Source organism: Erythrobacter fulvus (assembly GCF_028595285.1).
Taxonomy (GTDB): Bacteria; Pseudomonadota; Alphaproteobacteria; order Sphingomonadales; family Sphingomonadaceae; genus Erythrobacter; species Erythrobacter fulvus.
Map to the genome: position 1 here is coordinate 167,778 of NZ_JAQQXQ010000007.1, position 24,734 is coordinate 192,511.

Here is a 24,734-nt window from a genome sequence, read left to right on the forward strand (position 1 = left end):
CCGAGCACTCTGGCGCAAGCGAGGGAGAAAAGGCAAGTGTCTCAAGCAGCTCAGCGGTAGGCGGGCAATAACATCAGCCGATGCCGATCGCGCACAGTCCGGTAGAGGTGGTAATCACGGCGACCACTTCGCCGTCACCCACGCGGCGCAGACGCTTCACCAGTTCGCCAAGGCCATAGCCCTTGTCCGGCTCTCCGGGCTGCGCGGCCATGCCCTGCCGCAGCTTCCACAACTGGACGGGGGTGAGCCGTTCCACAATGCGTCCCGCCATGCATTCGGCGCGGCGCTCGTTAACGCCGGCTTCGACCAGCGCGGTTCGCACCCGCCATTCAATCAGCGGATCGGCCAGCCTGGAAAAGATCGCGCCGCCCGCCAATGCGGCGAGCAGCGCGATTGCGATTAGCAGCTTGCGCATCAGTCCAGAGACTTGACGATTTCCTCGACCATCTTCTTGGCGTCGGCCAGCAGCATGACGGTCTGGTTCATGTAGAACACGTCGTTATCGACCCCGGCATAGCCGACGCCGCCCATCGAGCGCTTGATGAAGAACACCTGCTTGGCCTTGTCGACATCGAACACCGGCATCCCGTAGATGGGCGATGACTTGTCGGTCTTGGCCGCGGGGTTCACCACGTCGTTCGCGCCGATAATGAAGGCAACGTCGCACTGCGAGAACTCGGAGTTGATGTCCTCCAGCTCGAACACCTCGTCATAGGGCACCGATGCTTCGGCCAGCAGCACGTTCATGTGTCCGGGCATACGGCCCGCGACGGGGTGGATGGCGTACTTCACCTCCACGCCCTTTTCCTTGAGCTTGTCGGCCATCTCGCGCAGCGCGTGCTGCGCCTGGGCGACCGCCATGCCGTAGCCGGGGATGATGATGACCTTTTCGGCCTGTTCGAGCATGTAGGCGGCGTCTTCCGCGCTACCCTGCTTGTAGGGGCGCTGTTCACGCGCCCCGCCGCCACCGCCCGCGCCTGCGTCGGCACCGAACCCGCCCGCAATCACCGAAATGAAGCTGCGGTTCATCGCGCGGCACATGATGTAGCTGAGGATCGCGCCGGAAGAGCCGACCAGCGCGCCGGTGATGATCATCGCCGAATTGCCCAGCGTGAAGCCCATCGCCGCCGCTGCCCAGCCCGAATAGGAATTGAGCATCGAGACCACGACCGGCATGTCCGCCCCGCCGATCGGGATGATCAGCAGGAAGCCGATGATGAAGGCGAGCACCGCGATGGCGTAGATCATCCAGCCCTCGGCCGCGCCGCCCTGCGGCGATACGGTGTAGAGGCCGATCAGACCAAGGATCGCAGCCAGCGTGCCAAGATTGATGATATGGCGTGCCGGCAGCATGATGGGCGAACCGCCCATCCGGCCCGAAAGCTTGAGGAAAGCGATGACCGACCCCGAGAAGGTGATCGCCCCGATCGCAATGCCCAGACCCAGTTCGATACGGCTGACGGCAAGAATCTGCCCCGCAGCGTCGACAATGCCGAAGGATTGCGGGTCGAGCCATGCGCCGAAGCCCACCACCACAGCCGCCAGACCAACCAGCGAGTGGAAGCCTGCGACGAGTTCGGGCATGGCCGTCATGGCGATGCGCCGCGCGATCGTCACGCCGATGATCCCGCCGAGGAAGATGGCAATGCCGATCTCGGCGATATTGGCGATGTCATGGGTAACCAGCGTGGTCGCCACGGCGATCGCCATGCCGATCATGCCGTTGCGGTTGCCGGCGCGCGAGGTTGCCGGGCTGGAAAGACCGCGCAGCGCCAGAATGAAGAACACGCCCGCGGCAAGATAGGCGAGCATCGCCCAGGCCGGGGTGCCACCTTCGCCCGCAGCAGCAGCAGCGGAAAGCAGGGAGAAGTCCATCACTTACTTCTCCTTCTTTTTGTACATCGCGAGCATGCGCTCGGTCACGGCAAAGCCGCCGAAGATATTGATGCTGGCAAGCACCACCCCGAACAGGCCTAGATATTTGGCCGCCGGACTACCGGCCTCTGCCGAAGCGATCAGCGCGCCGACGATGATGACCGAGGAGATCGCGTTGGTCACTGCCATCAGCGGGGTGTGAAGCGCCGGGGTCACCGACCAGACGACGTAATAGCCCACGAAGCAGGCCAGCACGAAGATGCTGAGAATTGAGATGAAATCCATGGATCAGGCCCCCTGAAGCCGCTCGTTGACGACCTTCCCGCCCTGTGTGAGCCGGATCGCATTGCCGATTTCCTCGTCGAGCACGGGCTTGCCCTGCTCCTTGTCCCAGAAGGCGCTGAGGAAGTTGTAGTGGTTGCGCGCGAACAGCGCCGATGCGTCGGCGGGCAGGTGCGCGGGGGTGTTCGAATAGCCGATGATCGAAACGCCGTGCTTGACCACGACTTCATCCGGCTTCGAGCCTTCGACATTGCCGCCCTGCGCCACCGCGAGATCGAAGATCACGCTGCCCGGCTTCATCGTCGCGATCTGCGCGTCGGTGATCAGGCGCGGCGCGGCCCGGCCCGGGATTAGCGCGGTGGTGATGACGATGTCCTGCTTGGCGATGTGGCTGGATACCAGTTCGGCCTGCGCCTTCTGGTATTCCTCGCTCATTTCGGTGGCATAGCCGCCCGAGCCTTCGCCTTCGATCCCGGCGACGTTTTCGACGAAGATCGGTTTGGCGCCCAATGACTGGATCTGTTCCTTGGTGGCGCTCCGCACGTCGGTGGCCGAAACCTGTGCACCCAGACGCCGCGCGGTGGCGATCGCCTGAAGGCCGGCAACGCCCACGCCCATGATGAAGCATTTGGCCGCCTGCACAGTGCCAGCGGCGGTCATCATCATCGGGAAGGCGCGGCCATAGGTGTCCGCGGCGACCAGCACCGCCTTGTAGCCGGCAAGGTTGGACTGCGAAGACAGCACATCCATCGATTGCGCGCGGGTGATGCGCGGCATGAATTCCATCGACAGTGCTTCGAAGCCTGCGGCGGCATAGGCATCGACCAGATCGCGCTTCATGAAGGGATCGAACAGCGCCGCCACCCACGCACCGGGCTTCGCGCCCTTTAGCAGTTTCAGGTCGGGCGCCTGGATACCGAGCACGATGTCGGCATCCTTCACCGTCGCTGCGGCAGTGCCAAGGCTCGCGCCCGCGTCGGCATAGGCTGCATCCTCTACCGAGGCGGTCAGCCCTGCGCCCTTTTCCACGGCCACGTCGAGCCCGAGGGCAGCGAACTTCTTCACCGTTTCGGGCGTTGCGGCAACGCGCGTCTCACCCGGCGCGCGTTCCTTCAGGATGGCGATCTTCACCTGCGCGCCCGCCTTAACCGGCAATCAGCATGATGACGAACAGCACGATCAGCGCAATCAGCGGCACAGCCCATTTCAGCGCGGCCATGAACCCGCCGTAGGTTGCTTCTGCCTTTTCCATGTCGTGAACGGTCATGTCTTTATTCCCCTTGGGTTCCTGAACACCGCAGCCCGCAATTGGTTGCAGTAAATCTTGCGGCGCCCGAATTTGCGCCTGTTCCCGTATCGAAGCAGCGGCCTGCGCTCAAGTCACCTTTAATGAGAGGCAGCCTGCCATCCACGGGCTGGTCCGGGCGCACCGGGGCAACAGCCTTAATCCCGTCTTTACCTGCCCGCCTTATGCAGTGGCGTGTATCAGTCCGGGATTCACCGCCCGGGCCAACGGAGAGGCGAGCGGCAAGGCTGATGGCGGATATTGATTGCCACCCTGAAGCACAGGACGATGCGCGATTCGTCATGCTGATCGACGATGAGCCTGCGCAGTCGCGGCTCATCACCGCGATCGCCGCGCGCAACGGGTGGCGCACGCTGGTGGCCCCTGATGCCGAAACCGCCATCGCGATGCTCGGCACGCGTGAAGGAATGCAGCTCAGCGCGATTCTGCTCGATCAGTGGGTGCCGGGCGACGATGCCTGCGAACTGATCGCCGAACTGAAATCCCGCCGCCCTGCCCTGCCGATCCTGATGCTTACCACCAGCGCCTCGCCGCTGCTCGCCGTGGAGGCGATGCGCGCGGGCGCGAGCGATTATCTGGTCAAGCCGGTATCGCCCGACCGGCTGATGGAGGCGCTGCGCGCTGTCACCACCCGCGAAACCCCGCGCGACGAGCTTGCGCCGCTGACCGAGAAGATGTCGGCCAGCCTCGATTTCGACGCGATGATCGGCACTGCCCCGCAATTCCGTGCCGCGCTGGCGCAGGCCGCCAAGGCCGCGCGCGGACAGGGCCATGTGTTGATCGAGGGCGAAACCGGCACCGGCAAGGAAATGCTGATGCGCGCGATGCACAGCGCGTCCCCCCGATCCAAGGAACCGCTGCGCCTTATCAATCTGGCCGGGATCCCGCCCGGTTCGATCGAATCGGTGTTGTTCGGCCACGAGCCGGGTTCTTTCCCCGGGGCGTTTGACCGCCAGATCGGCGCGTTCCAGCACTGCGACGGCGGGACGCTGATCCTCGACGACATCGACCGGCTCACCCCCGTGCTCCAGCAACGTCTGGGCGAAGCGCTGGAAAGCGGCATCATCCGCCCTGTCGGCGCCAGCTATGGCTTCCGCGTCGATGTGCGTCTTCTGGTGACGAGCAATGTCGGGCTTGAACGCATGGTCGAAGCGGGACAGTTCGATGCCGCGCTGGCCGCAAGGCTGGGGTCGACCCGCCTCCACCTGCCGCCCTTGCGCGAACGCACCGGCGACATTCCTTCTCTCACCCGCCACTTCCTCGCCCGCATCGGCGAGCAGCCGGGGCTCAATCACCTGTCGATCTCCGAAAGCGCGCTGGCGCTGCTGGCCGCCTATGACTGGCCGGGAAATGTCCGCCAACTGCAATCGGTGCTGTTCCGCGCGGCGGTATATTGCGAGAGCAACACCCTCACTGCAGACAGCTTCCCGCAGCTTTCCGAGATACTCGGCGAACAGGGCGAAATGCGCCTGCCCGCCAGCCACGAGGGCGTGGGCATCATGCTTTATACCGAGGACGGCAACCTGCGCCCGCTCGAAGATATCGAGGCCGACGTCATCCGCCTCGCCATCGGCCATTATCGCGGCCGCATGACCGAAGTCGCACGCAGGCTGGGGATTGGGCGCTCGACCCTCTACCGCAAGCTCTCCGACCTCGGGATCGACAACGCGGCTTGATCGTCGCGCCTGCCGGGCCTAGCGCCCGGGGGATGACACAAATTCAGGATTTCACCGGGCGCAGTGCGCTCGTCACCGGCGCAGCTTCGGGCATCGGGGCGGCTTGTGCAAGAACGCTGGCGGCACGCGGCGCGGCGAAACTGTTCCTCGTCGATGTCGACGGTGCGGGACTGGACGCGCTCGATCTTCCGGGTGAGGTGCATCGCATCAACGGCAGCGTCGCGGACGAAGCGCTGTGGCAGGATCTCGAACCGCGCATGGCCGGCCTTGATCATTCGGTGGTGAATGCCGGGATCGGTGCGGGCGGCCCGATTGCCGATTTGTCGCTGGCCGAATGGCGGCGGGTGATGGCGGTCAATCTCGACGGGGCGTTCCTGACGCTGGCGACATCGCTGCGCGCGATGGGAAGCACCGGTGGCAGCGCGGTGGTGGTCGCCTCGGTCACGGGTATCAAGCCGGTGCCGGGTATCGGGCCTTACGGGGTATCGAAGGCCGCGGTTGCCCACATGGCGCGGATCGCGGCGGTCGAAAGCGCAAAGAAGGGCATCCGCGTCAACGCCATCGCGCCCGGCGGCGTCGATACCGCGATCTGGGAAAGCGGAGAGGACTTCCAGCGCTCGGTCGCCAGCATCGGCCGCGAGGCGACGATCAAGGCCATGGCCAAGACCACCCCGCTGGGCCGGTTTGCCTCTTCCGAGGAGATGGCTGACACCATCATCTACCTGCTCAGCGATGCCGCTTCCAACATTACCGGGCACGTGATGGTTTCGGACGGCGGATTTATCCTCTGATTCAAGAGGATTTTTCTGCGCAATTCCAACCAGGGCTACAAATGTTTCACGTGAAACATTTGCAGAACATCACCAATTGAAGGCCTGCGTCGCCAGCGTGCCGCTGTCATTGCCCTTGAGCGTCATGGTCAGCTGCTTTGTCTTCCAGTCGATATCGATCAGGCCGTAATTCTCGACCGAGAAAAACTTGGTCGTGCGCGCCGGGTCAGGTTCGCGGGCAGTGCTGCGGTCGTTGTCGTTGCCGAAGGCGAGGTTGAGCGACGAACTGGTCAGTTCCCAGAATGTCTCGCCCGCCTGTTCGGTCTTGTAGATGCCCGCGGCATGCCGATCACCGGACAGGATCAGCAGCCCGCTATCCTCTCGGTCCGCCAGCACACGATAGAGCCGCTCGCGCTCGGTCGGGAAATTGGTCCAGCCTTCGAACTGGTGGGCATCGGTAATCACCTGGGTCGACGACACCAGAATCCGCAGGTCGGCGGGCTTGGCCAGTTCCTGCTCCAGCCACGCCCATTGCGTCGCGCCCAGCACCGTCTTGGATGGATCGGCATCGGGCAGATAACCGCCCAGCGGCGGACGCTCCCTGCTCCATTCCATGCGCTTGAGATCGGAGCGGAAGAACCGCGTATCGAGCAGGATCACTTGCACCCGCTTGCCTTCGGGGCCGGTGATGGAGCTGTCATAGACCCCGGGGCGAGAGCGCACTTCGGGTGATGCGTTCCAGAAGGTTTCGAACAATTCCTCGCCCCAGCGGCGCATCGGGAAGCTGCCGCCCGCATCATTGAGGCCGAAATCGTGATCGTCCCACGTCGCTATCATCGGGAAGCGGGCACGGAACTGCGCGAATTCGGGGTGCGATGCCTGCAAGGCATAGGCCTTGCGCAAGGACTCCAGCCCTGCGTCCGCGTCCCAGCCGTTGTCGCCATAGACATTGTCGCCGATCATCATGAACAGCTGCGGGTTCTGCGCGGCGATCTGCGCCCACATGTGCTGCGGCGCGGACTGGTGGTTGCAGCTGCCAAAGGCGATGCGGGTGAGCGTGGTGGCGGGCGACAGCGCGGGGTTCGGCCCGGCCTCGGGCATGGTTACCTGCTTGCGCAGCTGAGCGTAATAGGGGGCGAGCAGCTGATCGGGCGCAAGGCTGACTGCGACGGGAACGTCGCTTTCAGGAGCGAGACTATCGGCCATGAGCGGCGCGGCAGCGAGGCCGAGTGCAGCAAAAGTGGTGGCGGCAAGCAGCGACGGACGCATGGAAAACTCCCTCGGGATTCGCGGTAAGCGATGATCTGGCCGCGCTCCATGACACAGGTGCGACGGGCGCGAAAGATCTCTGGTCAGAGCGGCGGGAGCTGGGAGAAATCGGTCAGCGCCGCATCGCGCAAGCCCCGCCAGACATTGCGTGCCTGCACTGTCTCGGCAACATCATGGACGCGCAGCAGATGGACGCCCGCCTCCATCCCCTTCACCACCAGCGCGATCGATCCGGCGAGACGCTGGTCAGCGCTTTCCTCACCCGACAAGGCGCCGATCATGCGCTTGCGGCTGACGCCGAGCAGCAGCGGGCTGCCGAGCGCATGGAACAGCGGCAGGGCGTTGAGAAGCGCCAGATTCTCTCCCAGCGACTTACCAAAGCCGATCCCGGGATCGAGGATGATGCGATCCTCTGCCACGCCCGCGGCCACCGCCCGTTCGCGCGCGAGCTTGAGGAAATCAAAAACCGCGCTCACCACATCGGCATATTGTCCGCCCGCGTGCAGATCCTCGCCCGCGCCGGGGGCGTGCATCAGGACAACAGGACAGCCTGCCTCGGCCACCACCTCGATACTGCGCGGGTCGTAACGCAGCGCGGACACGTCGTTCGCCATATGGGCGCCAGCCGAAAGAGCAGCCGCCAGCACGCCCGCGCGGCGTGTATCGACGCTGATCGCGGCACCCATCGCCGCACAATATTCGACCGCGGGGGCAACCCGGCGGATTTCCTCGTCCTCGAACGTCGCTGCTGCGCCGGGACGCGTGCTTTCCCCGCCGATGTCGATGATCGCAGCACCGGCTTCCAGCATCGCGGCCGCGGCGGCACGGCCCGCCTCGGGATCGTCGTTCTTGCCGCCGTCGGAAAAACTGTCGGGCGTGACGTTGAGGATGCCCATGATTTGCGGCTGGTCGAGCCGGATAGTGCGCCCGCCCAGTTGCAGCGGGGCATGGGTCTTGCGCAGGTTGGCGAGCTGCCGCTGCGCCTCGCGCGCCGCCGCTTCGGGCAGGCGCGCAATAGCTTCAGGAAGGGCCGCCGCAGTGGTGACAATCCGTTCCGCCACGTCTCCGTCGCGCCGCAGCACCAGCGCGAATTCGCGGGCATAGGCCATGCTGCCGCCCAGCCGCACAGCATCGCCCTCCACCGCCTGCGGGCCGGAGACGAGCGTAAGCGGGTGGAGATAGACGCTTTCGGTCATGCGCGGACGGACGGCCGGTCAGTCCTCGTTCGCCAGCAGATATAGCTGGCGCGCGGCGTCGATCGGCTTCACCTCGCCGGCGTTTTCGTAATGCCAGAACGACCAGCCGTTGCAGCTCGGCGCGCCTTGCAGTTCCTTGCCGAGGCCGTGGATCGATCCGGTCTTGCCGTCACATTCGAGGCTTCCATCGGCGCGCACCGTCGCGATCCAGCGGCGCTTCTTGTCGAACACCTTGCTGCCCGGCGGGATCAAACCGTTTTCTACCACTGCGCCGAACGCCACCTTGGGCGCGCTGCGGGGCGACTGCATCGTGGTCAGCGCGCTTTCATCAAGCGGCAGTTCCTTGGCGATGCGCTTTTCGGCGACGGAGCGGTAGAAATCCTCGCGCTCGCAACCGATCCATTCGCGTCCCAGACGCTTGGCGACCGCGCCGGTGGTGCCGGTGCCGAAGAAGGGATCGAGCACCACGTCGCCCTTTTCGGTCGTGGCCAGCAGCACGCGGTAAAGCAGTGCCTCGGGCTTCTGGGTCGGATGGGCCTTCTTGCCGTTTTCCTTCAGCCGTTCGTTCCCGGCGCAGATCGGCAGCACCCAGTCCGAACGCATCTGCAATTCGTCGTTGAGAGTCTTCATCGCGCGGTAGTTGAAATGATACCGCGCCTTCTCGCCCATGCTTGCCCAGATCAGCGTTTCATGCGCGTTGGTGAAGCGGGTGCCCTTGAAATTGGGCATGGGATTGGTCTTGCGCCAGACGATGTCGTTGAGGATCCAGAAGCCCAGATCCTGCAAAATCGCGCCGACGCGGAAGATGTTGTGGTAGCTGCCGATCACCCACAGCGCGCCGTCGGGCTTCAGCACACGGCGGGCTTCAGTCAGCCATTCGCGGGTAAACTTGTCATACACCGCCATGCTGTCGAACTGGTCCCAGTGATCGGTCACGGCATCGACATGGCTGCCGTCGGGACGGTTGAGATCGCCGCCGAGCTGCAGATTGTAGGGCGGATCGGCGAAGACCAGATCGACGCTGTCCGAGGGCAGCGAACGCATCGCCTCGATGCAGTCGCCGGGCAGGATACGGCCCAGAGGCAAATCGCGTGCAAGCTCGGGTGCGCGCACGGATTTTGTCGTTTTGCCAACGACTTCCTGCCGCAACTTCGCCTTTTCTGTAACGCTCACTGGATTGACCCCGCTGGTTTTGCCTTTGACTTATCCACAGGCATGAGTCCCTGAAGAGTCCGCGTCAAGCGTCTAATTTCGCGCAGCTTATGGTTAACAAAGGGTAAATGCAGTGGCCGAAAGCTGGAACGAAGCGTGATCGGCACAAGATGTTGAGTCCCGCGCCCTTGCGGTGACTCGATATGCAGCGGTGTGGCGCGAAGGACTCACCTGCGCGCAATCATCGGCGAAAAATTCCGATCAGATCAGGCTGAGCTGCGCGACGGGGGCAAAGCTGCGGCGATGGAGCGGGCTGGCGCCGTGCAGCCGCAGCGCTTCCATGTGTTCGGCGGTGCCGTAGCCCTTGTTGCGTTCCCACCCGTATTGCGGGAAGGCCTGCGCTGCTTCGAGCATCAGCCGGTCGCGCCATTCCTTGGCGACGATAGAGGCGGCGGAAATGGCCGGTTCGATCCCGTCGCCGCCGACGATCGGCCTTGCCGGCCAGCACCATTCGCCGCACCGTCCCGCCGGGGTCATGTTGCCGTCGATCAGCACCTCGCATCGCACCCCGCCCAGAGCGGACATCAGGCTGGCGACGGCGCGTGTCATGCCGAGCATCGTGGCCTGGAATATGTTGACCCGGTCGATCTCCTCAGGCTCGACCACTGCAACGGCCCAGCAGCAATGCGCACGGATCGCTTCGTCGAGCACTGCGCGGCGCTTTGCGGAAAGGCGCTTGGAATCGTCGAGCCCCGCAGGTATCTCGCGCCCCAACACAACCGCCGCGGCCACCACCGGCCCGGCCAGCGGCCCGCGGCCGGCCTCGTCAACACCGATGACGAGCGTTTCGTCCGTAACCGCAAAACCCGGAGTGACCCCTAGCATGATCCGTTCATCCAGCCTCCTCACCGCTCTTTCCGTCCCCGCGCTGATGCTGGCAAGCTGTGCCAACGCCGAAACCGGGGAAAGCAGTGGTGATGGCTCCGCGCCCTTCACGATAACCGAGAAGGCGAGCTTCAACGAGCCCTGGGCGATCGAATTCGCGCCCGGCACGCCGGTGCTGTTCGTGACCGAGAAATCGGGGACGATGAAGTTTCTCGATACCGCAACCGGCATCATCGGCACCGTCAGCGGCCTTCCGGACGTGGCCTATGGCGGCCAGGGCGGGCTTGGCGACATCGCCTTTCTCGACAGCGAGGCCTCCGATGTGCTCGATCGCCGCACGATCTACCTGAGCTGGGCCGAAGCCGGTGATGGCGACACCCGCGGCGCAGTGGTGGGCAAGGGCACGCTGGTGTGCGGCGAGACGGAAAGCTGCGCCATCGAAGGCCTCACGGTCATCTGGCGTCAGACCCCCAAGGTGGCGGGCCGCGGCCACTATTCGCACCGCATCAGCATCTCGCCCGACGGGCAGTATCTGTTCATCGCCAGTGGTGAGCGGCAGAAGATGCAGCCCGCGCAGGATACCACCAACACCCTCGGCACCATTGTGCGCCTCAACCTCGACGGCACGCCTGCGGCAGGCAATCCGATGGCAGACAAGGGCGGCGTGACGGCAGAGATTTGGTCCTACGGGCACCGCAACATTCTGGGGTTGGACTGGGATGCGAGCGGGCGTTTGTGGGAAGTCGAACATGGCCCGGCAGGCGGCGATGAGCTGAACCTTGTCGCGGCGGGAGCCAATTACGGCTGGCCGGAGCGCTCGAACGGCGATCATTACAACGGTGATCCGATCCCCGATCACAGCGCGGATGACGGCTTTGCCAAGCCTGCCCTCAGCTGGACTCCGGTGATCGCACCGGGCGACATGATCATCTATTCGGGCGACATGTTCGGCGCATGGAAGGGCAATGCGCTGATCGCCGGTCTGGGGTCTCAGGCGCTGGTGCGGGTCGCGTTCGACGGCGAAAGCGCGCAAGAGGCCGGCCGTTACGACTTCGGCGCCCGCCTGCGCTCGGTCGAGCAGGGTCCGGATGGCGCGATCTGGGTTGCCGAAGACGGCAAGGACGGCCGGGTATTGAAGCTCACCGCCGAATGAGCGCCGCTGCCACCGCCACACTGATCCCGCTCGAGGCGGTCGAGCCTGCCATGATCGAGGAAGTACTCGACCGTGCGTTCGGGCCGGATCGCCATGCGCGCACCGCCTATCGCATTCGCGAAGGCATGCCGTGGCTGCCGGCACTGAGCTTTGCCGCGCTCGACGAGAACGAATTGCTGGTCGGCACGATCCAGTGCTGGCCGATCGCGCTCCAGACCAAGCAGGGGCCGGTGCCCTTGGTGATGGTCGGGCCGGTGGCGGTGGTGCCGGAACGCCAGGGCGAAGGCTTCGGCATCGGGCTGATGAGCGCGATGATTGCAGCGGATGCCGATCTTGCAAAAGGCGGGCGCGGCGCGTTGGCGCAGGTGCTGATCGGCGATGCGGATTATTATGGCCGCTGGGGCTTCTCGGCGGCGTTCACCGGCGGATGGCGCTGCCCCGGCCCCTATGAGCCCGAACGCCTGCTGGCGCGCGGCGCATCGCTGGCCGCCATGCCCGCCGAAGGCATGCTCGGGCCGTGGGAAATGGCGGCGGGGCGCTAAGCCCCTTCACCTTCCCGCGCTGTTCTGGCATCGCTGCTAGCAACCGATGCCTTACGAACCGCCACCATATCTTGCCGAACTGACCCTCGCGGAAATTGCCGACCTCGTTGCGCAGCGCAAGCTGCCGCCCGTCGAAGGCTGGGCACCGCAGCAGAGCGGCGACAGCCAGATGCGGATCGCCGCCGACGGAACGTGGTATCACGAAGGCGAGCCTATCCGGCGCGAGGCAATGGTGCGCGCCTTCGCGGGCCTGCTGAAGCGCGATGAGGACGGGCAGCACTGGCTCGTCACCCCGTTCGAGAAGCTGACCATCGCGGTCGAGGATGCCGCCTTCATCGCGGTCGATTGCGCGCGCGCCGATGATGCGCTGGCGTTCCGCCTCAACACGGACGATCTGGTGATCGCCGGGCCAGAGCATCCCTTGCGGATCGCGGGGGATGCGGAATCCCCGGCAGCCTATTTGCAGGTGCGGCGCGGGTGCGAAGCGCGGCTCAACCGGTCGACATGGGCACAGCTGGCCGAAATCGCACTTGCCGAAGGGGCAGAGGACAATGGCTGGCAGATCGCCAGCAAAGGCGCGACGTTCTCGCTGCTGTCATGACGATGTCGGCCCGCCCCAGCCTTTACGAACCGCTAGCCCGCCTGTTCGCGGAAGGGCACGCGCGCGACATTCCCGACCTGCTGAGCGATGCCGCCTTCGCCCGCGAAGGACGCGCCACGCCCGCCGCGGTGCTGATCGCGATTACCGATGTGCCGGACGATCCGCAGGTGATCCTCACCCAGCGTCCCCGCGGAATGCGCGATCACCCCGGACAGGTCGCCTTTCCCGGCGGCAAGATCGATCCGGGCGAGGATGCCGTCACCGCCGCGCTGCGCGAGGCCGAGGAGGAGCTCGCTCTCCCGCGGGAAGCGGTGCGGGTGATCGGTACCAGCGATCTCTATCACACCGGCACCGGCTTCATCGTCACGCCGGTGGTTGGCGTGGTGCCGCCCGATCTCGATCTGAAGCCCGATCCGGTCGAGGTTGCCGACTGGTTCGAGGCGCCGCTGACGATGCTGCTCGATCCGACCAGCTGGACGGCGAACGAGGTGTTCTGGCGCGGAGCGACGCGGCGCTATCTCGAAATGGACTGGCAGGGATTCCGCATCTGGGGCGTGACCGCGGCGATCATCGCCAATCTGGCGCGCCGGATCGCGGTGGAGGGTTTGCGCGATGCTGCATGATCTGTCGCAGGCCGAATGGCCCCGCCGCCAAGGCCTCGCCATGCTGACGGCAGCGCTGGGCGCGGAAAATATCCGCTGGGTCGGCGGTGCGGTGCGCGACAGCCTGTTGGGGACCGATGTGCAGGATGTCGACTGCGCGACCCTGCTTACGCCCGACAAGGTCATCGACCTGTGCCGGGCGGCGGGTATCCGCACCGTGCCGACCGGGATCGAGCACGGCACCGTTACCGCCATCCTCAAGGATGGCCCGGTCGAGATTACCACGCTGCGACGCGACGTGACGACCGACGGGCGGCGCGCGACCATCGCCTTCGCGTCCGAATGGCGCGAGGATGCGGCCCGGCGCGATTTCACCATCAACGCACTCTATGCCGATCCGGTGACACTGGCGATCAGCGACTTTTTCGGCGGGCTCGATGATCTTGCGGCACGGCGGGTGCGTTTCATCGGCGATGCCCGCGCCCGGATTGCCGAGGATCACTTGCGGATCCTGCGCTATTTCCGCTTCCAGGCGCGTTTCGGTGCCGAACTGGATCCGCAGGCCGAAGAAGCGTGCAGCGAACTCGCCCACACGCTGAAAGGCCTCAGCCGCGAACGCATCGCTGCCGAATTGCTGGCATTGCTTGCTCTGCCCGATCCGTATGCGACGCTGGAGCGTATGCGGTCCGGCGGGGTGCTCGGCGTGATCCTGCCCGAAGCCTGCCCTGCCCAGCTTGCCGCGCTGGGGCGGCTGATCGTCACCGAAGCCGGACAGGGCTTTGCCCCGGATCCGGTGCGGCGGCTGGCGGCGCTGCTGCCGCCCTCGCCCGACGTTGCCGAAACGGTCGCTGCGCGGCTGCGGCTGTCCAAGGCCCAGCGTGGCCGGCTGGTTTCTGCAGCCGAGCGCAGCGCGACCGACGCCGAGCATCCGCAGGCGCTCGCTTATCGCATCACGCCTCCAAGCGCGATCGACCGGTTGCTGCTGCTGGGGGCCGATGCGCGGACGATCGCTTCGTGGACCGTTCCGGTGTTTCCCCTGAAAGGCGGCGCTATCGTCGCGCGCGGAGTGACCGCGGGCCCGGCGGTGGCGCGTATCCTTCAGACGATCGAGGCGAAGTGGGTCGCGGAAGGCTTTCCCGGCGCCGCCCGGGTCGAGGAATTGCTGGCCGAGGCGCTGGCCGATCAGCCCCCGGCGGGGTGAACCGCGCCTGAGGGGCGATGGATGCCCTTGCCGCATGCCTTCATGCGCTTGCCATCGGCGACTTGCCCGGTCTAGGAACCACATGCGGGTTTCGTGCATTTATTGCATGCGCGCTCCTACTCAACCGGCGCTTTGCGTCGGCCTCTCGCCCGGCCTCTCCCGGCCATCCGGCATCCCGCGTGTCCCGCCGCCGCTGCCACCCCCCGGCAGCGTTCCGATGAAGTGCAAAGATGGAGACAACATCAATGAAATCCGCGAAGCTGGCGCTGCTGGCCACCCTTCTTGCAACCGCTCCGGTTGTGGCTCACGCGCAGGATGTCGGCGCTACCGTCTATGGCAATGACGGGAATCCCATCGGCACGGTCGAAAGCGTCGCCAACGGCGTCGTCACGATCGACACCGGCAAGCACAAGGCACCGATCCCCGCCGACCTGATCGGCACCGGGGAAACCGGCCCCAGCATCAACGCCACCAAGGGCCAGATCGATGCGATGATGGATGCGCAGGTCGCCGAAGCCAATGCCAAGCGCGATGCCGCGCTGGTCGAGGGCGCAGCGGTGGTCAGCGCCGACGGCATGCCCGCAGGCACAGTCTACACCATCGACAGCGAAGACGCCGTGATCGTCCAGAACGATGCCGGGATCGTCACGCTGACCCGCGAATCTTTCGCCGTCAGCCCCGAAGGTGCGCTGATGGCGCTCTATTCGGCGCAGCAGTTGACCGCCAACACCGTGTCGGTGCCCGAAGGTGCGGAAATCCTCACCCCGGCGCAGGCCCGCGCCAAGGAAGCCGAAATGGCCTCCTCGAGCGAAGGCGAGGCGGCTACCGGCGCCAGCATGTAAGCACGCGCTCCCTTTGCGGGACACACAAAGCCGCGGTCACCGTCACGGGTGCCCGCGGCTTTTTGCATTTCGCGTCAGTCGAAGCGGTTGTTCTTGGGGAAGCCTTGCGGCGGCATCCGTCCGGCAGCGCCGCGCGCGACTTTCCACATCCGGATCTCGGTTTCGGTGCGGGTGCGCTCGCCCGATCCGCCCATCTGCCAGCTGAGGCCGTCGGCCAGCACGAAGGTGGTCGCATCCGACAGCCCGCCATCGCGGTAACGCTGCAACTGCACCCCCTGTCCCCGCGTCATCACCGGCAATTCTTCCAGATTAAACACCACCAGCTTGCGGTTGTCGCCGACGCAAGCAACGTGATCGTGACTTTCGGCAATCGGCCGGATCACCGCCAGTTTCGCGCCGTCCTTCAGGTTCACCACCTGACGCCCCTTGCGCGTCTCGGCCAGCAGCTCGTTCATCTCCGCGACAAAGCCCTTGCCGTGGCTCGATGCCAGCAGCAGCCGACCACCCGCGCGATGCACCAGCATGGCAACGACGGTCGCCTCGGTCTCCAGGTCGATCATGGTCCGCACCGGCTCGCCGAAGCCGCGCGCGCCGGGCAGCTTGTCGCAGCCCAGCGTGAAGAACCGCCCGTCCGATGCCGCCAGTAACAGTTTGTCGGTGGTCTGCGCGTGGCAGATGAAGGCCAGCCCGTCGCCCTCCTTGTACTTGAATTCCTGATCCAGCGGGACGTGGCCGCTGGCCGCGCGGATCCAGCCCTTTTGACTGAGGATCACCGTCACCGGCGCCTTTTCGATCATCGCGTCCATGCTGAATTCGACTGTCGCAGCGGCCTCGGCAATCAACGTGCGACGGCGGCCGATCACCGTGTCCTCGGCATAGTCCTTGCGCAGCGCCTTCAGATCGCGCTTCAGGCGGGTGCGCTGGCGGGCCGGACTTTCAAGCAGCTTTTCCAGATCGTCCTGTTCGGCCAGCAGTTCGTCCTGCTCCTTGCGCAGCTGCATTTCCTCCAGCTTGCGCAAAGACCGCAGCCGCATGTTGAGGATCGCTTCGGCCTGCCGGTCGGTCAGCTCAAATTCAGCCATCATCAGCGGCTTGGGCTCGTCCTCGGTGCGGATGATTTCGATCACCCGATCAAGGTTGAGGAACGCGATGATATAGCCGCGCACCAGCTCCAGCCGCTTGGCGATCTGTTCGAGCCGGTGGCGGGCGCGACGCTGAAGGATGTCGATTTGCGACACCGTCCAGTTGTCGAGCAGTTCCTTCAGCCCCATCACCATCGGGGTCCGCGTCGCGTCCAGCACGTTGAGGTTGAGGCTGAACCGCGTTTCCAGATCGGTCAGCTTGAACAGGCTTTCCTTGAGCAGTTCCGGATCGACATTGCGGCTCTTGGGCACCAGCACGATACGGATTGCGGTGTCGCTTTCGTCGCGCACATCCTCAAGGATCGGCAACTTGCGATCGGCAATCGCCTGGGCGATCTGCTCGATCAGCTTGGACTTGGGCACCTGATACGGGATTTCCGAAATCACCAGCTGCCACTGCCCGCCGCCCAGCCTTTCGATCCCGGCTTCGACATCGGCGGCGTCCTTGGCCTCGGGCGCATGGAAACGCCCGCGCAGGCGGAAGCTGCCGCGTCCAGTGCGATAGGCCTCGGAAATGACGGCAGGGCTATCCACCACCTGCCCGCCGGTGGCGAAGTCGGGGCCGTGGAACAGCTCCATCAGCCGTTCGTGGGTGACATGGGGATTGTCGATCAGTTCCAGCGTCGCATCGATGATTTCCGCGACATTATGGCTGGGGATCGAGGTTGCCATGCCTACCGCGATCCCGCTTGCCCCGTTGGCGAGCAGGTTGGGGAACAGGCCAGGGAAGATTTCCGGTTCGATCTCCTCGCCATTATAAGTGGGCAGGAAATCGACGGTGCCTTCGTCCAGCCCCGCCATCAGTTCGAGCGCGGTCCTGGTCAGGCGCGCCTCGGTGTAGCGGTAGGCGGCGGCGTTATCGCCGTCGACATTGCCGAAATTGCCCTGCCCTTCGACCAGCGGGTAACGCAGCGCGAAATCCTGCGCGAGGCGCACCATGGCGTCATAGACGGATGCATCGCCATGCGGGTGATACTTGCCGATCACATCGCCGACGACGCGCGCGGATTTCTTGAACGCGGAAGACGGGTCGAGCTTCAGCTGCCGCATCGCCCACAGCAATCGGCGGTGCACCGGTTTCAGCCCGTCGCGCAGATCGGGAAGGCTGCGCGCGGTGATGGTGGACAGCGCATAGACCAGATAACGCTCGGACAGCGCCGCATCGAAGGGCGCATCGACGATCGCGTCGAACGGGTCTGAATCGGTGGTGGCAGGATCGGACATGCCGATTGTCTAGCAATCCGCGCCCCGCGCAGGGAGAGGTCTTTCCACAGGCTTGGCTGCGGCACGGCCCATCGCGACACAGCCACGCCCGGCCCCGCCGGAAGGAACATCGCCCACCCAAGCCCGTTGATCAGGTGACGTAAAAACAAGGAGATAGCATATGAAGCCGATCCTCATCATCGCCACCGACGGGTTCGAACAGTCCGAACTGACGGAGCCGAAACGGCTACTGGAGGATGCCGGAGCCGAAACCGTCATCGCCAGCCTCGACGAAGGCGCAATCAAGGGCTGGAAGGACGGCAACTGGGGCGAAAACGTTACCGTCGACATGCTGGTCGATGATGTCAGCGTCGATGATTACGCCGCGCTGTTGCTGCCGGGCGGCCAGATGAACCCCGATATCCTGCGCATGAACGATACCGTGATCCGGCTGGTGCGCGAATTCGACAAGGCGGAAAAGCCCATCGCCGCGATCTGTCACGCGCCGTGGCTGCTGGCCGAAGCAGGGATCATTCGCGGCAAGGTGGTGACCGGCTGGCCCTCGATCCGCACCGATCTCACCAATGCCGGGGGCGCCGTGATCGACCAGATGGTTGCGGTCGACGGCAATATCATCACCAGCCGCATGCCGTCGGACATTCCGGCCTTCACCAAGGCGTTGATGGATGCGGCGGGGATGCGCAAGACCGGCCGGGAAGCCGACGTCCAGAAACAGGCCGCCTGACAACGAACGTGGCATCACGCCAAGATTGACGAACCCCGCCCCGCCAGTGCGCGTGGCGGGGTTTTTCGTTTGCTACATCCGCCGCAGGTCGTTGCTTTCGCTCGGCACGCCCACAGTCAGTCCGTCCATTTCGGCAGAAAGCTCGATCTGGCACGAAAGGCGCGAGGTGCGGCGCGCGCCCGCGGCAAAATCGAGCATGTCCTCCTCTTCCTCGGCAGCCGGCAGCAAACGGTCGAACCACTCGGGCGCGACGATCACGTGGCAGGTCGAACACGCCATCTGCCCCTCGCAGGTGCCTTCAAGCGGCAGGCCCGCCGCCTGCCCTACCCGCAGCAGGTTGTCACCCGGCTCGGCCGTGGCGATGACCGGCTTGCCATGGGGATCGATGAAGGTGACGGTGATGCTCACAGGCCCTGCTCCTTGGCCGCGGCATTGATCGCGGCGGCGGCGGTTTCGATGTCCTCACGGGTGGTATAGCGGCCAAAGCCCAGACGTATCGAACTTTTTGCCTGAACGTCGCTGAGGCCGATTGCGCGCAGCACATGGCTGGGCCGCCCCGATCCGCTGGCGCAGGCGCTACCGGCTGAAAACATGACGGAGCGACAATCGCTCATCAGCCGGGCGACATCGAGCCCGTCCTTGCGGATGTTGAGATTGCCGTGCCAGCGGTGTTCGGCGCTGCCGTTCAATGCCCACCCCGCAAAAGCCGCGCGGGCGCTGCGCCAAAGGCGTTCGACATGCAGCGAATCCTCGCTCATGCGATCGGCTGCCACCTGTGCAGCAGCGCCGAAACCTGCGCACAAAGCCGGCGACAAAGTGCCCGAACGAAGCCCCGCCTCCTGCCCGCCACCCAGCACCAGCGGATCGGGCCCGGTCGCCCCTTTGCCCAGCCACAGCGCCCCGATGCCCTTGGGGCCGTGGATCTTGTGTGCGGAAATGGCGATGTAATCCGCCGCAATCTCCACCGGCACCCGGCCATAGGCCTGCACTGCATCGACCAGCACCCGCGCCCCGGCGCCGCGCGCGATGCGGGCGATCTCGGCCAGCGGGTTGCGCACGCCGATTTCGTTGTTGATCGCCATCGCCGCCACCAGACCGGTTTGCGGCGTGATCGCGGCGGCAAGCGCCTGTGTGTCGGCGCGGCCATCGGAAGTCACGGGCAAGATAGTGAAACGGCGCCCCTGCGCTTCCACAGCGCGTGCGCAATCGAGCACGGCGGCATGTTCGGTGGCGAAGGTAATCACATCACCGGGCGTGCCTTGCAGCACCATGTTGATCGCCTCGGTCGCACCCGAAGTGAAGACGAGCTTACCACCTTCCGGAAGCAGCGCGCCCACCCGCTCTCGCGCTGTCTCGACCGCCGCTGCCGCCATGCGGCCCATGCGGTGCGATGAATGGGGGTTGCCGAAAGTGTCGCTGTCCGGCCCGCCCAGCCAGCGCAACATCGCCTCGCGCGCTTCGGGGCAAAGGGGCGTGGTGGCCTGATAGTCGAGGTAGATCATGCCAGCGAAGCCCAGGATTGGGCAAAGCGGTCAAGTTCGTCCGGCGTGGTATTCCAGCCAAGGCTGACGCGGATAGTGCGCGCGGCCACATCGTCCGGCACGCCGAAGGCATCGAGAACCCGGCTTTTCTTGAGCGTGCCGGAGGAACACGCGCTCCCTGCCGAGACAGCAAAGCCCATCGCGTCGAGGCGGATCAGGAGGGCCTGCGCGCTGATGGAAGGGTGGGTCAGCGCAAATATGTAATCCACCTGCTCGCCGATCGTCAGACGTTGCGCCGATACCCTGTCGGCGAAAGCCGCGCGCTGCGCGGATGTCGTGCGCCATTCGTCCGCTTCCAGCGCCGCCGCCATGCCCATTGCACCGGGCAGGTTCTCGGTACCCTGCCGGTAGCCGCGCTCATGCCCGCCGACAGGCTCGAGCAGGTTGAAGTCGCGGACCAGCAAAGCGCCGATGCCGATCGGGCCGCCAAACTTGTGCGCCGATACAACCAGCATGTCGGCCTTGGGCAAACCCAGCTTGCCTGCGGATTGGGCGCAGTCCGAAAGCGTTATCACACCATTATCGCGGACCGTTTCGACCATGTCGCTCACCGGATTGATGGTGCCGGTTTCGGAATTGACGTGCTGCACCGCAAGCAAAGTGCGTGCATCGAGCGGTTCGTCGCCGGTAAAGATTTCGGCACCCGGTGCCGCGCGGAACACGGCGTCATGCTCGACTGCACTGACGATCCTCCGCTCCACCTTTGCGCGATTGAGCGCGATCCACAGCGCTTCGCTTGCCCCGCTGGTGAAGATCAGCTCCCCTTCCCACCCCAGCGTCCGCTTGATCCGCTCGCGCGCATCCTCCAACGCCGCCCGCGCGCGGCGGCCTTCGGCGTGGGGGCTGGAGGGGTTTGCCCAGATGTCGAATCCCTCCTCCATCGCTGCCTTCGCCTCGGGGCGCAGCGGCGAAGTGGCGGCATGATCGAGATAGACCCGGTCGGGAATGGCAGACATCCTCACAAAAAATTGCGATTTGCGCGTTCGCGCTTATATAGACCGCGCAATGGCAAGCGCCACCCGGCGCGGCTTCTCGTATACAAGGCTTACCGATGCCCTCAGTCATCTTTCCCGGCCCCGAAGGCCGCCTCGAAGGCCGTTTCTCTCCGCCCCCGCGCCCGCGCGCGCCGGTGGCGATGATCCTCCATCCGCACCCCGAAGGCGGCGGCACGATGAACGACCGCATCGTGCAGCGGCTGTACAAGACCTTTGCCGACCGCGGCTTTGCCACGCTGCGCTTCAATTTCCGCGGCGTGGGACGCAGTCAGGGCTCGTTTGACAGCGGCGTTGGTGAATTGTCCGACGCAGCCTCCGCGCTCGACTGGGTGCAGTCGATCCACCCCGAAGCGCAGAGCACCTGGATCGCGGGCTACAGCTTCGGCGCGCTGATCGGCATGCAGCTGCTGATGCGCCGCCCCGAAGTGCGCGGGTTCATCTCGGTCGCACCGCCGGCCAATATGTATGATTTCAGCTTCCTCGCCCCCTGCCCCGCCTCCGGCATTTTCGTGCAGGGCGCGGCCGATACCGTGGTGCAGCCTGCCGCAGTGCAAAAGCTGGTCGACAAGCTGCGCACGCAGAAGCACATCACCATCCACCACGAGGAAATCCCGCGCGCCAACCACTTCTTCGAGAACGAGCTCGAGGAACTGATGGCATCGGTCGACAATTACCTCGACTTCCGGCTCTCGCCGGACTGCCCGATCAAGTAAAAGTGGCAAATCAGGACCGGAGACGGTTCTGATTTGCAACGCGAAACTTCTTCGCCCCTATCAAAAGTCATAGTACTCTGGCTCCCGAGCGGGGCCGGAGGGTTCACGCTACCCCTAGGGCGCTCCGGCCACCGCTCCCACGAAGATGGAGAGAGGAGTCCCCCTGATGAACTATGCCTCCAACACCCGCCGTCCCAACCCCGCAGCGTTGGCGGGCGCGCTTTTTATCCCGGCTGCCTTTGCCGCGCTGCTGGTGGTGGGCCTCGCGGTCAAGGTCGTGATTGCGGAAAAACCGCCTGCGCTCGAAGGCTTTACGCTCGAACCGATCCCGATCCCCCCGCCTCCGCCCGAACCGGTCGAAACCGCCACCACCACGAAGAAACAGGCGAGCAGCACTTCGACCACCATCACCCGGCCCGACAACATCCCGATCAGTCTGGGCAGTGACAACCCGATCGAGACGCTGCCCGGCGTGGGCGAAATCACCGGCCCGATAATCGGCCCGGTCGACTTCGGCATCCCCGGCCCGACGCCTAGCGCATCGCCGTTCGATCCCGTCGGCGCGGCCCCGCGCAACAATCCGGGACGCTGGGTCACGGATAGCGATTACCGCCCGCGCTGGATCCGCGAAGGTCTGACCGGCAACGCCAGCTTCACGCTGAGGATCGACGCGGCGGGCAAGGTAACCGACTGCACCATCACCCGCTCGACCGGGCATCCGGTGCTCGACGCGGCGACTTGCGAGCTGGTGACCAAGCGCGCCCGCTTCGATGCCGCGCGCGACGGGACGGGCAAGCCGGTGGCGGGCAGCTTCTCCGGCTCGATCAACTGGCGCATACCTGATTAATAGCCGCGCGCCGGGGGCGTTCTATTCGCCCCCGGCAGCCTTGATTTGGTCGATCGGTGCTTCGCCGTCCTTGCTCGGAACCGTCCAGATCAGGACGTTGAGCACGGCAATCACCGCCAGCAACACCATCAGCGCGGGCTGCTTCAGCTGGCCGGTGCGCCGCCACAACGCGAAAGCACCTGCCAGCAGCGCCAGCGCGGCCAGCATCACAATCGAGAGCACGATATCGGTCATGCGCAGCCCCTAGCGCGCCTGGCGCTCGCAGCGCAATTGACTTGGACAAGTCGCGCCGCCAAACCCTGCGGCCATGAGAGAGAGATTTGCCGATTTCACCCGCCGCCAGACCCTCGCCGGGCTGGGCGGCGTTTCCACCCTCGCCCTGCTGCCCGCCTGCGCGCGTGGCCAGGCCGGGCTTGCCAATGCCCCGATCGCGGCGCTCGAACCCGACGCCGCGCTGGATTCGATCGCCTACCGGATGCTGGCCCACGAACCGGGCCGCGCCACCGGGCTTGGCGTCGATACGGGCGAATATGCCGCATGGCGATCGACCTTCGGCACCCCCGGTGAAGAGGGCCGGAGCGACTATGCCAGCACGTTGAAGGAGCTGGTGGCGGAAGCCGGCGCCTATCCCAAGGACGGCCTGACCAGCGACCAGCAGATCGGTTTCGAAGTGGTCGAAACCGCCTTTACCCGGGCGTTGGAAGGCATGGCCATGCCCTATGGCGACGTCGCCGTGGGCAGCTGGCGCAATGCGCCCTATGTCGTGATCCAGAATGTCGGCGGTTATATCGATTTGCCGCGCTTTTTCGGCTCCTCGCAGCCGCTCAAGACGGCCGAGGACATCGGCCCTTATATGGACCGCCTTGCCGAAGTCCCGGCGATTCTTGACGGAGAACTCGACCGCATACGTTCCGCCCATGGCATGGGCGTGGTGCCGCCGTCCTTCCTGCTCGACAAGGCGATCGCCCAGATGGAAGCGAGCCTCGGACAGGCGAAGGACGGCTATGCCGGGCCGCTGTCGGCATCCGGCATCAGCGGGGCCGACCGCGCCGCGACACAGGCCGAACGCATCGTCGCCGGCGGCATCGTCCCCGCGCTCGAACGCCAGCTGGCCGAACTCAAGCGCCAGCGTGTTGATGCCAAGGACAACGCCGGCATGTGGGCGCAGCCGATGGGCGAGGAATATTACGCCTGGGCCGTCAGGGCATCGACCACCACCACACTGACACCGGACGAAATCCACCGGCAGGGCCTCGCCGAGCTGGAGGAACTCCACGGTCGGATGGACCCGATCCTTAGGGAAATCGGTTACACCAATGGCAGTGTGGGCGAACGGATGCAGGCCCTCAGCCGCGACCCGCGTTACCAGTTTTCTGAAGGCGATCCGGGCCGAAAGGAAATCTTCGCCTTCATCGATGAGCGGCTTGAATGGATCAAGGCGCAGATGCCGCGCGCTTTCAACCGTCTGGTCGATCCGCCGCTCGAGGTGCGCCGCCTGCCGCTGGCCGAGGAGCCGGGCGCGCCGGGCGCCTATGGCGGCGCGGGCAGCAAGGACGGCAGCATTCCCGGGCGCTTCTGGATCAATTTGCGCACCACCGATCTGCACCGCAAATACGACCTTGCCGACCTTACCTTCCACGAAAGCATTCCCGGCCACGTCTGGGAGGGCGAATTCTCCAACCGCCTGCCGCTGATCCGCTCGATCCTTGCCTTCAATGCCTTCTCCGAAGGCTGGGCGCTCTATGCCGAACAACTAGCGGACGAGCTGGGCGCCTATGACGAATTCAAGGTCGGACGCCTTGGTTACCTCCAGTCGCTCGCCTTCCGCGCCTGCCGTCTGGTGGTAGACACCGGCCTGCATTCCAAGCGCTGGACGCGTGAACAGGGCCGGCAGTTCTTCGTCGAGCGTAATGGTTCGAAGGCGGAGGAAGTCGCAAGCGAGGTCGATCGCTATTGCAGCTGGCCGGGGCAGGCCTGCGGCTACAAGATCGGCCATAGCGAAATCGTCCGCCAGCGCGCGCGGGCGCAGGCCGAGCTGGGCGGCGCTTACGACTTCAAGGCGTTCAACACCGCCGTCATCCTTGGCGGGAACGCGCCGCTGAATGTCGTCGAACATACCGTAAGCCGTTATATTGCCAACGCGAAGGGCTGACCCCATCTTGCAACCTCCGGCGGGCATTCCCTTTGCCGGAATGG

26 protein-coding genes are annotated in these 24,734 nt (G+C 65.1%); 12 read left to right on the forward strand and 14 right to left on the reverse strand.

The window, feature by feature from the left end:
- Nucleotides 1–73: 73 nt before the first annotated feature.
- The 5 genes from OIK40_RS10755 to OIK40_RS10775 are packed head-to-tail and all read right to left on the reverse strand — an operon-like array spanning nucleotide 74 to nucleotide 3,424.
- Nucleotides 74–415 (reverse strand): hypothetical protein, encoded by a 342-nt coding sequence (locus tag OIK40_RS10755; RefSeq protein ID WP_273678330.1) that lies wholly within the window; start codon nucleotides 413–415, stop codon nucleotides 74–76.
- Nucleotides 415–1,875, reverse strand: coding sequence for an NAD(P)(+) transhydrogenase (Re/Si-specific) subunit beta (locus OIK40_RS10760; protein WP_273678385.1), 1,461 nt, complete (start codon nucleotides 1,873–1,875; stop codon nucleotides 415–417). Before OIK40_RS10760 ends, OIK40_RS10755 begins: the two co-directional genes overlap by 1 nt.
- 3 nt (nucleotides 1,876–1,878) lie before the next feature.
- On the reverse strand, nucleotides 1,879–2,160 hold the full coding sequence (locus tag OIK40_RS10765; RefSeq protein WP_068862622.1) for an NAD(P) transhydrogenase subunit alpha part 2: 282 nt from the start codon (nucleotides 2,158–2,160) through the stop codon (nucleotides 1,879–1,881).
- A gap of 3 nt (nucleotides 2,161–2,163) precedes the next feature.
- Nucleotides 2,164–3,288: an NAD(P) transhydrogenase subunit alpha gene (locus tag OIK40_RS10770; protein WP_273678331.1), complete on the reverse strand. Its 1,125-nt coding sequence runs from the start codon at nucleotides 3,286–3,288 to the stop codon at nucleotides 2,164–2,166.
- Between the two features lie 13 nt (nucleotides 3,289–3,301).
- Nucleotides 3,302–3,424 carry an aa3-type cytochrome c oxidase subunit IV gene (locus tag OIK40_RS10775; protein WP_273678332.1) on the reverse strand — a complete coding sequence of 41 codons (123 nt, stop codon included), beginning with the start codon at nucleotides 3,422–3,424 and terminating at the stop codon, nucleotides 3,302–3,304.
- A gap of 269 nt (nucleotides 3,425–3,693) precedes the next feature.
- Here OIK40_RS10775 and OIK40_RS10780 point away from each other — a divergent pair, with 269 nt between their 5' ends.
- Nucleotides 3,694–5,139, forward strand: a complete 1,446-nt coding sequence (locus OIK40_RS10780; RefSeq protein ID WP_273678333.1) for a sigma-54-dependent transcriptional regulator — start codon at nucleotides 3,694–3,696, stop codon at nucleotides 5,137–5,139.
- A 32-nt stretch (nucleotides 5,140–5,171) separates the two neighbouring features.
- On the forward strand, nucleotides 5,172–5,930 hold the full coding sequence (locus OIK40_RS10785) for an SDR family NAD(P)-dependent oxidoreductase (protein ID WP_273678334.1): 759 nt from the start codon (nucleotides 5,172–5,174) through the stop codon (nucleotides 5,928–5,930).
- A 69-nt stretch (nucleotides 5,931–5,999) separates the two neighbouring features.
- Here the strand turns inward: OIK40_RS10785 and OIK40_RS10790 are convergent, their stop codons facing one another.
- The 4 genes from OIK40_RS10790 to rnhB all read right to left on the reverse strand — a co-directional run bounded on the left by OIK40_RS10790 (nucleotide 6,000) and on the right by rnhB (nucleotide 10,411).
- Nucleotides 6,000–7,178 (reverse strand): alkaline phosphatase D family protein, encoded by a 1,179-nt coding sequence (locus OIK40_RS10790; protein ID WP_273678335.1) that lies wholly within the window; start codon nucleotides 7,176–7,178, stop codon nucleotides 6,000–6,002.
- 83 nt (nucleotides 7,179–7,261) lie between these two features.
- Complete coding sequence (folP, locus tag OIK40_RS10795; RefSeq protein ID WP_273678336.1) at nucleotides 7,262–8,374, reverse strand: dihydropteroate synthase; 1,113 nt, start codon at nucleotides 8,372–8,374, stop codon at nucleotides 7,262–7,264.
- A gap of 18 nt (nucleotides 8,375–8,392) precedes the next feature.
- Nucleotides 8,393–9,523 carry a site-specific DNA-methyltransferase gene (locus OIK40_RS10800; RefSeq protein ID WP_374211808.1) on the reverse strand — a complete coding sequence of 377 codons (1,131 nt, stop codon included), beginning with the start codon at nucleotides 9,521–9,523 and terminating at the stop codon, nucleotides 8,393–8,395.
- A gap of 264 nt (nucleotides 9,524–9,787) precedes the next feature.
- Nucleotides 9,788–10,411: a ribonuclease HII gene (rnhB, locus tag OIK40_RS10805; RefSeq protein WP_273678338.1), complete on the reverse strand. Its 624-nt coding sequence runs from the start codon at nucleotides 10,409–10,411 to the stop codon at nucleotides 9,788–9,790.
- On the opposite strand from rnhB, the gene OIK40_RS10810 reads away from it, so the two are divergent.
- From OIK40_RS10810 to OIK40_RS10835, 6 genes are all read left to right on the forward strand, one after another.
- On the forward strand, nucleotides 10,410–11,564 hold the full coding sequence (locus tag OIK40_RS10810; RefSeq protein ID WP_273678339.1) for a PQQ-dependent sugar dehydrogenase: 1,155 nt from the start codon (nucleotides 10,410–10,412) through the stop codon (nucleotides 11,562–11,564). The two genes, rnhB and OIK40_RS10810, sit on opposite strands and share 2 nt — an antisense overlap.
- Entirely contained in the window at nucleotides 11,561–12,106 is a 546-nt protein-coding gene (locus OIK40_RS10815; protein ID WP_273678340.1) for a GNAT family N-acetyltransferase, read from the forward strand. The genes OIK40_RS10810 and OIK40_RS10815 overlap by 4 nt, the downstream gene beginning before the upstream one ends.
- Before the next feature lie 46 nt (nucleotides 12,107–12,152).
- On the forward strand, nucleotides 12,153–12,707 hold the full coding sequence (locus OIK40_RS10820) for a DUF1285 domain-containing protein (protein WP_273678341.1): 555 nt from the start codon (nucleotides 12,153–12,155) through the stop codon (nucleotides 12,705–12,707).
- Complete coding sequence (locus OIK40_RS10825; RefSeq protein ID WP_374211806.1) at nucleotides 12,704–13,330, forward strand: CoA pyrophosphatase; 627 nt, start codon at nucleotides 12,704–12,706, stop codon at nucleotides 13,328–13,330. Before OIK40_RS10820 ends, OIK40_RS10825 begins: the two co-directional genes overlap by 4 nt.
- On the forward strand, nucleotides 13,320–14,510 hold the full coding sequence (locus OIK40_RS10830) for a CCA tRNA nucleotidyltransferase (protein ID WP_273678342.1): 1,191 nt from the start codon (nucleotides 13,320–13,322) through the stop codon (nucleotides 14,508–14,510). The genes OIK40_RS10825 and OIK40_RS10830 overlap by 11 nt, the downstream gene beginning before the upstream one ends.
- Before the next feature lie 245 nt (nucleotides 14,511–14,755).
- Nucleotides 14,756–15,352, forward strand: coding sequence for a hypothetical protein (locus OIK40_RS10835; protein WP_273678343.1), 597 nt, complete (start codon nucleotides 14,756–14,758; stop codon nucleotides 15,350–15,352).
- 74 nt (nucleotides 15,353–15,426) lie between these two features.
- Here OIK40_RS10835 and parC read toward each other — a convergent pair whose 3' ends face one another.
- Nucleotides 15,427–17,718: a DNA topoisomerase IV subunit A gene (gene parC / locus OIK40_RS10840; protein ID WP_273678344.1), complete on the reverse strand. Its 2,292-nt coding sequence runs from the start codon at nucleotides 17,716–17,718 to the stop codon at nucleotides 15,427–15,429.
- A 160-nt stretch (nucleotides 17,719–17,878) separates the two neighbouring features.
- Here parC and OIK40_RS10845 point away from each other — a divergent pair, with 160 nt between their 5' ends.
- Nucleotides 17,879–18,442 (forward strand): type 1 glutamine amidotransferase domain-containing protein, encoded by a 564-nt coding sequence (locus tag OIK40_RS10845; RefSeq protein WP_273678345.1) that lies wholly within the window; start codon nucleotides 17,879–17,881, stop codon nucleotides 18,440–18,442.
- Between the two features lie 72 nt (nucleotides 18,443–18,514).
- On the opposite strand, the gene OIK40_RS10850 is transcribed toward OIK40_RS10845, so the two are convergent.
- From OIK40_RS10850 to OIK40_RS10860, 3 genes are read right to left on the reverse strand one after another with little or no spacing between them, the layout of a single operon-like run.
- Complete coding sequence (locus tag OIK40_RS10850) at nucleotides 18,515–18,850, reverse strand: 2Fe-2S iron-sulfur cluster-binding protein (protein WP_273678346.1); 336 nt, start codon at nucleotides 18,848–18,850, stop codon at nucleotides 18,515–18,517.
- Nucleotides 18,847–19,944 (reverse strand): cysteine desulfurase family protein, encoded by a 1,098-nt coding sequence (locus tag OIK40_RS10855; protein ID WP_273678347.1) that lies wholly within the window; start codon nucleotides 19,942–19,944, stop codon nucleotides 18,847–18,849. Before OIK40_RS10855 ends, OIK40_RS10850 begins: the two co-directional genes overlap by 4 nt.
- Entirely contained in the window at nucleotides 19,941–20,864 is a 924-nt protein-coding gene (locus OIK40_RS10860; protein ID WP_374211809.1) for a cysteine desulfurase family protein, read from the reverse strand. The genes OIK40_RS10855 and OIK40_RS10860 overlap by 4 nt, the downstream gene beginning before the upstream one ends.
- A 170-nt stretch (nucleotides 20,865–21,034) precedes the next feature.
- Here OIK40_RS10860 and OIK40_RS10865 point away from each other — a divergent pair, with 170 nt between their 5' ends.
- Both OIK40_RS10865 and OIK40_RS10870 read left to right on the forward strand, forming a co-directional pair.
- Nucleotides 21,035–21,691: an alpha/beta hydrolase gene (locus OIK40_RS10865; protein WP_273678348.1), complete on the forward strand. Its 657-nt coding sequence runs from the start codon at nucleotides 21,035–21,037 to the stop codon at nucleotides 21,689–21,691.
- Between the two features lie 166 nt (nucleotides 21,692–21,857).
- Complete coding sequence (locus tag OIK40_RS10870) at nucleotides 21,858–22,538, forward strand: energy transducer TonB (RefSeq protein WP_273678349.1); 681 nt, start codon at nucleotides 21,858–21,860, stop codon at nucleotides 22,536–22,538.
- Between the two features lie 21 nt (nucleotides 22,539–22,559).
- Here the strand turns inward: OIK40_RS10870 and OIK40_RS10875 are convergent, their stop codons facing one another.
- The gene (locus OIK40_RS10875) at nucleotides 22,560–22,772 is read right to left on the reverse strand and encodes a hypothetical protein (RefSeq protein ID WP_273678350.1); all 213 of its coding nucleotides are present in this window, start codon (nucleotides 22,770–22,772) and stop codon (nucleotides 22,560–22,562) included.
- Nucleotides 22,773–22,845: 73 nt separating this feature from the next.
- Here OIK40_RS10875 and OIK40_RS10880 point away from each other — a divergent pair, with 73 nt between their 5' ends.
- Complete coding sequence (locus OIK40_RS10880) at nucleotides 22,846–24,690, forward strand: DUF885 domain-containing protein (RefSeq protein WP_273678351.1); 1,845 nt, start codon at nucleotides 22,846–22,848, stop codon at nucleotides 24,688–24,690.
- The last annotated feature ends 44 nt before the right edge of the window (nucleotides 24,691–24,734 follow it).

What these genes read in the sequence shown, in the direction of transcription:
- OIK40_RS10755 (WP_273678330.1), bottom strand. Translation starts at nt 415, where the DNA reads ATGCGCAAGCTGCTAATCGCAATCGCGCTGCTCGCCGCATTGGCGGGC.
- OIK40_RS10760 (WP_273678385.1), bottom strand. Translation starts at nt 1,875, where the DNA reads ATGGACTTCTCCCTGCTTTCCGCTGCTGCTGCTGCGGGCGAAGGTGGC.
- OIK40_RS10765 (WP_068862622.1), bottom strand. Translation starts at nt 2,160, where the DNA reads ATGGATTTCATCTCAATTCTCAGCATCTTCGTGCTGGCCTGCTTCGTG.
- OIK40_RS10775 (WP_273678332.1), bottom strand. Translation starts at nt 3,424, where the DNA reads ATGACCGTTCACGACATGGAAAAGGCAGAAGCAACCTACGGCGGGTTC.
- OIK40_RS10780 (WP_273678333.1), top strand. Translation starts at nt 3,694, where the DNA reads ATGGCGGATATTGATTGCCACCCTGAAGCACAGGACGATGCGCGATTC.
- OIK40_RS10785 (WP_273678334.1), top strand. Translation starts at nt 5,172, where the DNA reads ATGACACAAATTCAGGATTTCACCGGGCGCAGTGCGCTCGTCACCGGC.
- OIK40_RS10790 (WP_273678335.1), bottom strand. Translation starts at nt 7,178, where the DNA reads ATGCGTCCGTCGCTGCTTGCCGCCACCACTTTTGCTGCACTCGGCCTC.
- folP (WP_273678336.1), bottom strand. Translation starts at nt 8,374, where the DNA reads ATGACCGAAAGCGTCTATCTCCACCCGCTTACGCTCGTCTCCGGCCCG.
- OIK40_RS10810 (WP_273678339.1), top strand. Translation starts at nt 10,410, where the DNA reads ATGATCCGTTCATCCAGCCTCCTCACCGCTCTTTCCGTCCCCGCGCTG.
- rnhB (WP_273678338.1), bottom strand. Translation starts at nt 10,411, where the DNA reads ATGCTAGGGGTCACTCCGGGTTTTGCGGTTACGGACGAAACGCTCGTC.
- OIK40_RS10815 (WP_273678340.1), top strand. Translation starts at nt 11,561, where the DNA reads ATGAGCGCCGCTGCCACCGCCACACTGATCCCGCTCGAGGCGGTCGAG.
- OIK40_RS10820 (WP_273678341.1), top strand. Translation starts at nt 12,153, where the DNA reads ATGCCTTACGAACCGCCACCATATCTTGCCGAACTGACCCTCGCGGAA.
- OIK40_RS10825 (WP_374211806.1), top strand. Translation starts at nt 12,704, where the DNA reads ATGACGATGTCGGCCCGCCCCAGCCTTTACGAACCGCTAGCCCGCCTG.
- OIK40_RS10830 (WP_273678342.1), top strand. Translation starts at nt 13,320, where the DNA reads ATGCTGCATGATCTGTCGCAGGCCGAATGGCCCCGCCGCCAAGGCCTC.
- OIK40_RS10835 (WP_273678343.1), top strand. Translation starts at nt 14,756, where the DNA reads ATGAAATCCGCGAAGCTGGCGCTGCTGGCCACCCTTCTTGCAACCGCT.
- parC (WP_273678344.1), bottom strand. Translation starts at nt 17,718, where the DNA reads ATGTCCGATCCTGCCACCACCGATTCAGACCCGTTCGACGCGATCGTC.
- OIK40_RS10845 (WP_273678345.1), top strand. Translation starts at nt 17,879, where the DNA reads ATGAAGCCGATCCTCATCATCGCCACCGACGGGTTCGAACAGTCCGAA.
- OIK40_RS10855 (WP_273678347.1), bottom strand. Translation starts at nt 19,944, where the DNA reads ATGATCTACCTCGACTATCAGGCCACCACGCCCCTTTGCCCCGAAGCG.
- OIK40_RS10860 (WP_374211809.1), bottom strand. Translation starts at nt 20,864, where the DNA reads ATGGAGGAGGGATTCGACATCTGGGCAAACCCCTCCAGCCCCCACGCC.
- OIK40_RS10865 (WP_273678348.1), top strand. Translation starts at nt 21,035, where the DNA reads ATGCCCTCAGTCATCTTTCCCGGCCCCGAAGGCCGCCTCGAAGGCCGT.
- OIK40_RS10870 (WP_273678349.1), top strand. Translation starts at nt 21,858, where the DNA reads ATGAACTATGCCTCCAACACCCGCCGTCCCAACCCCGCAGCGTTGGCG.
- OIK40_RS10875 (WP_273678350.1), bottom strand. Translation starts at nt 22,772, where the DNA reads ATGACCGATATCGTGCTCTCGATTGTGATGCTGGCCGCGCTGGCGCTG.
- OIK40_RS10880 (WP_273678351.1), top strand. Translation starts at nt 22,846, where the DNA reads ATGAGAGAGAGATTTGCCGATTTCACCCGCCGCCAGACCCTCGCCGGG.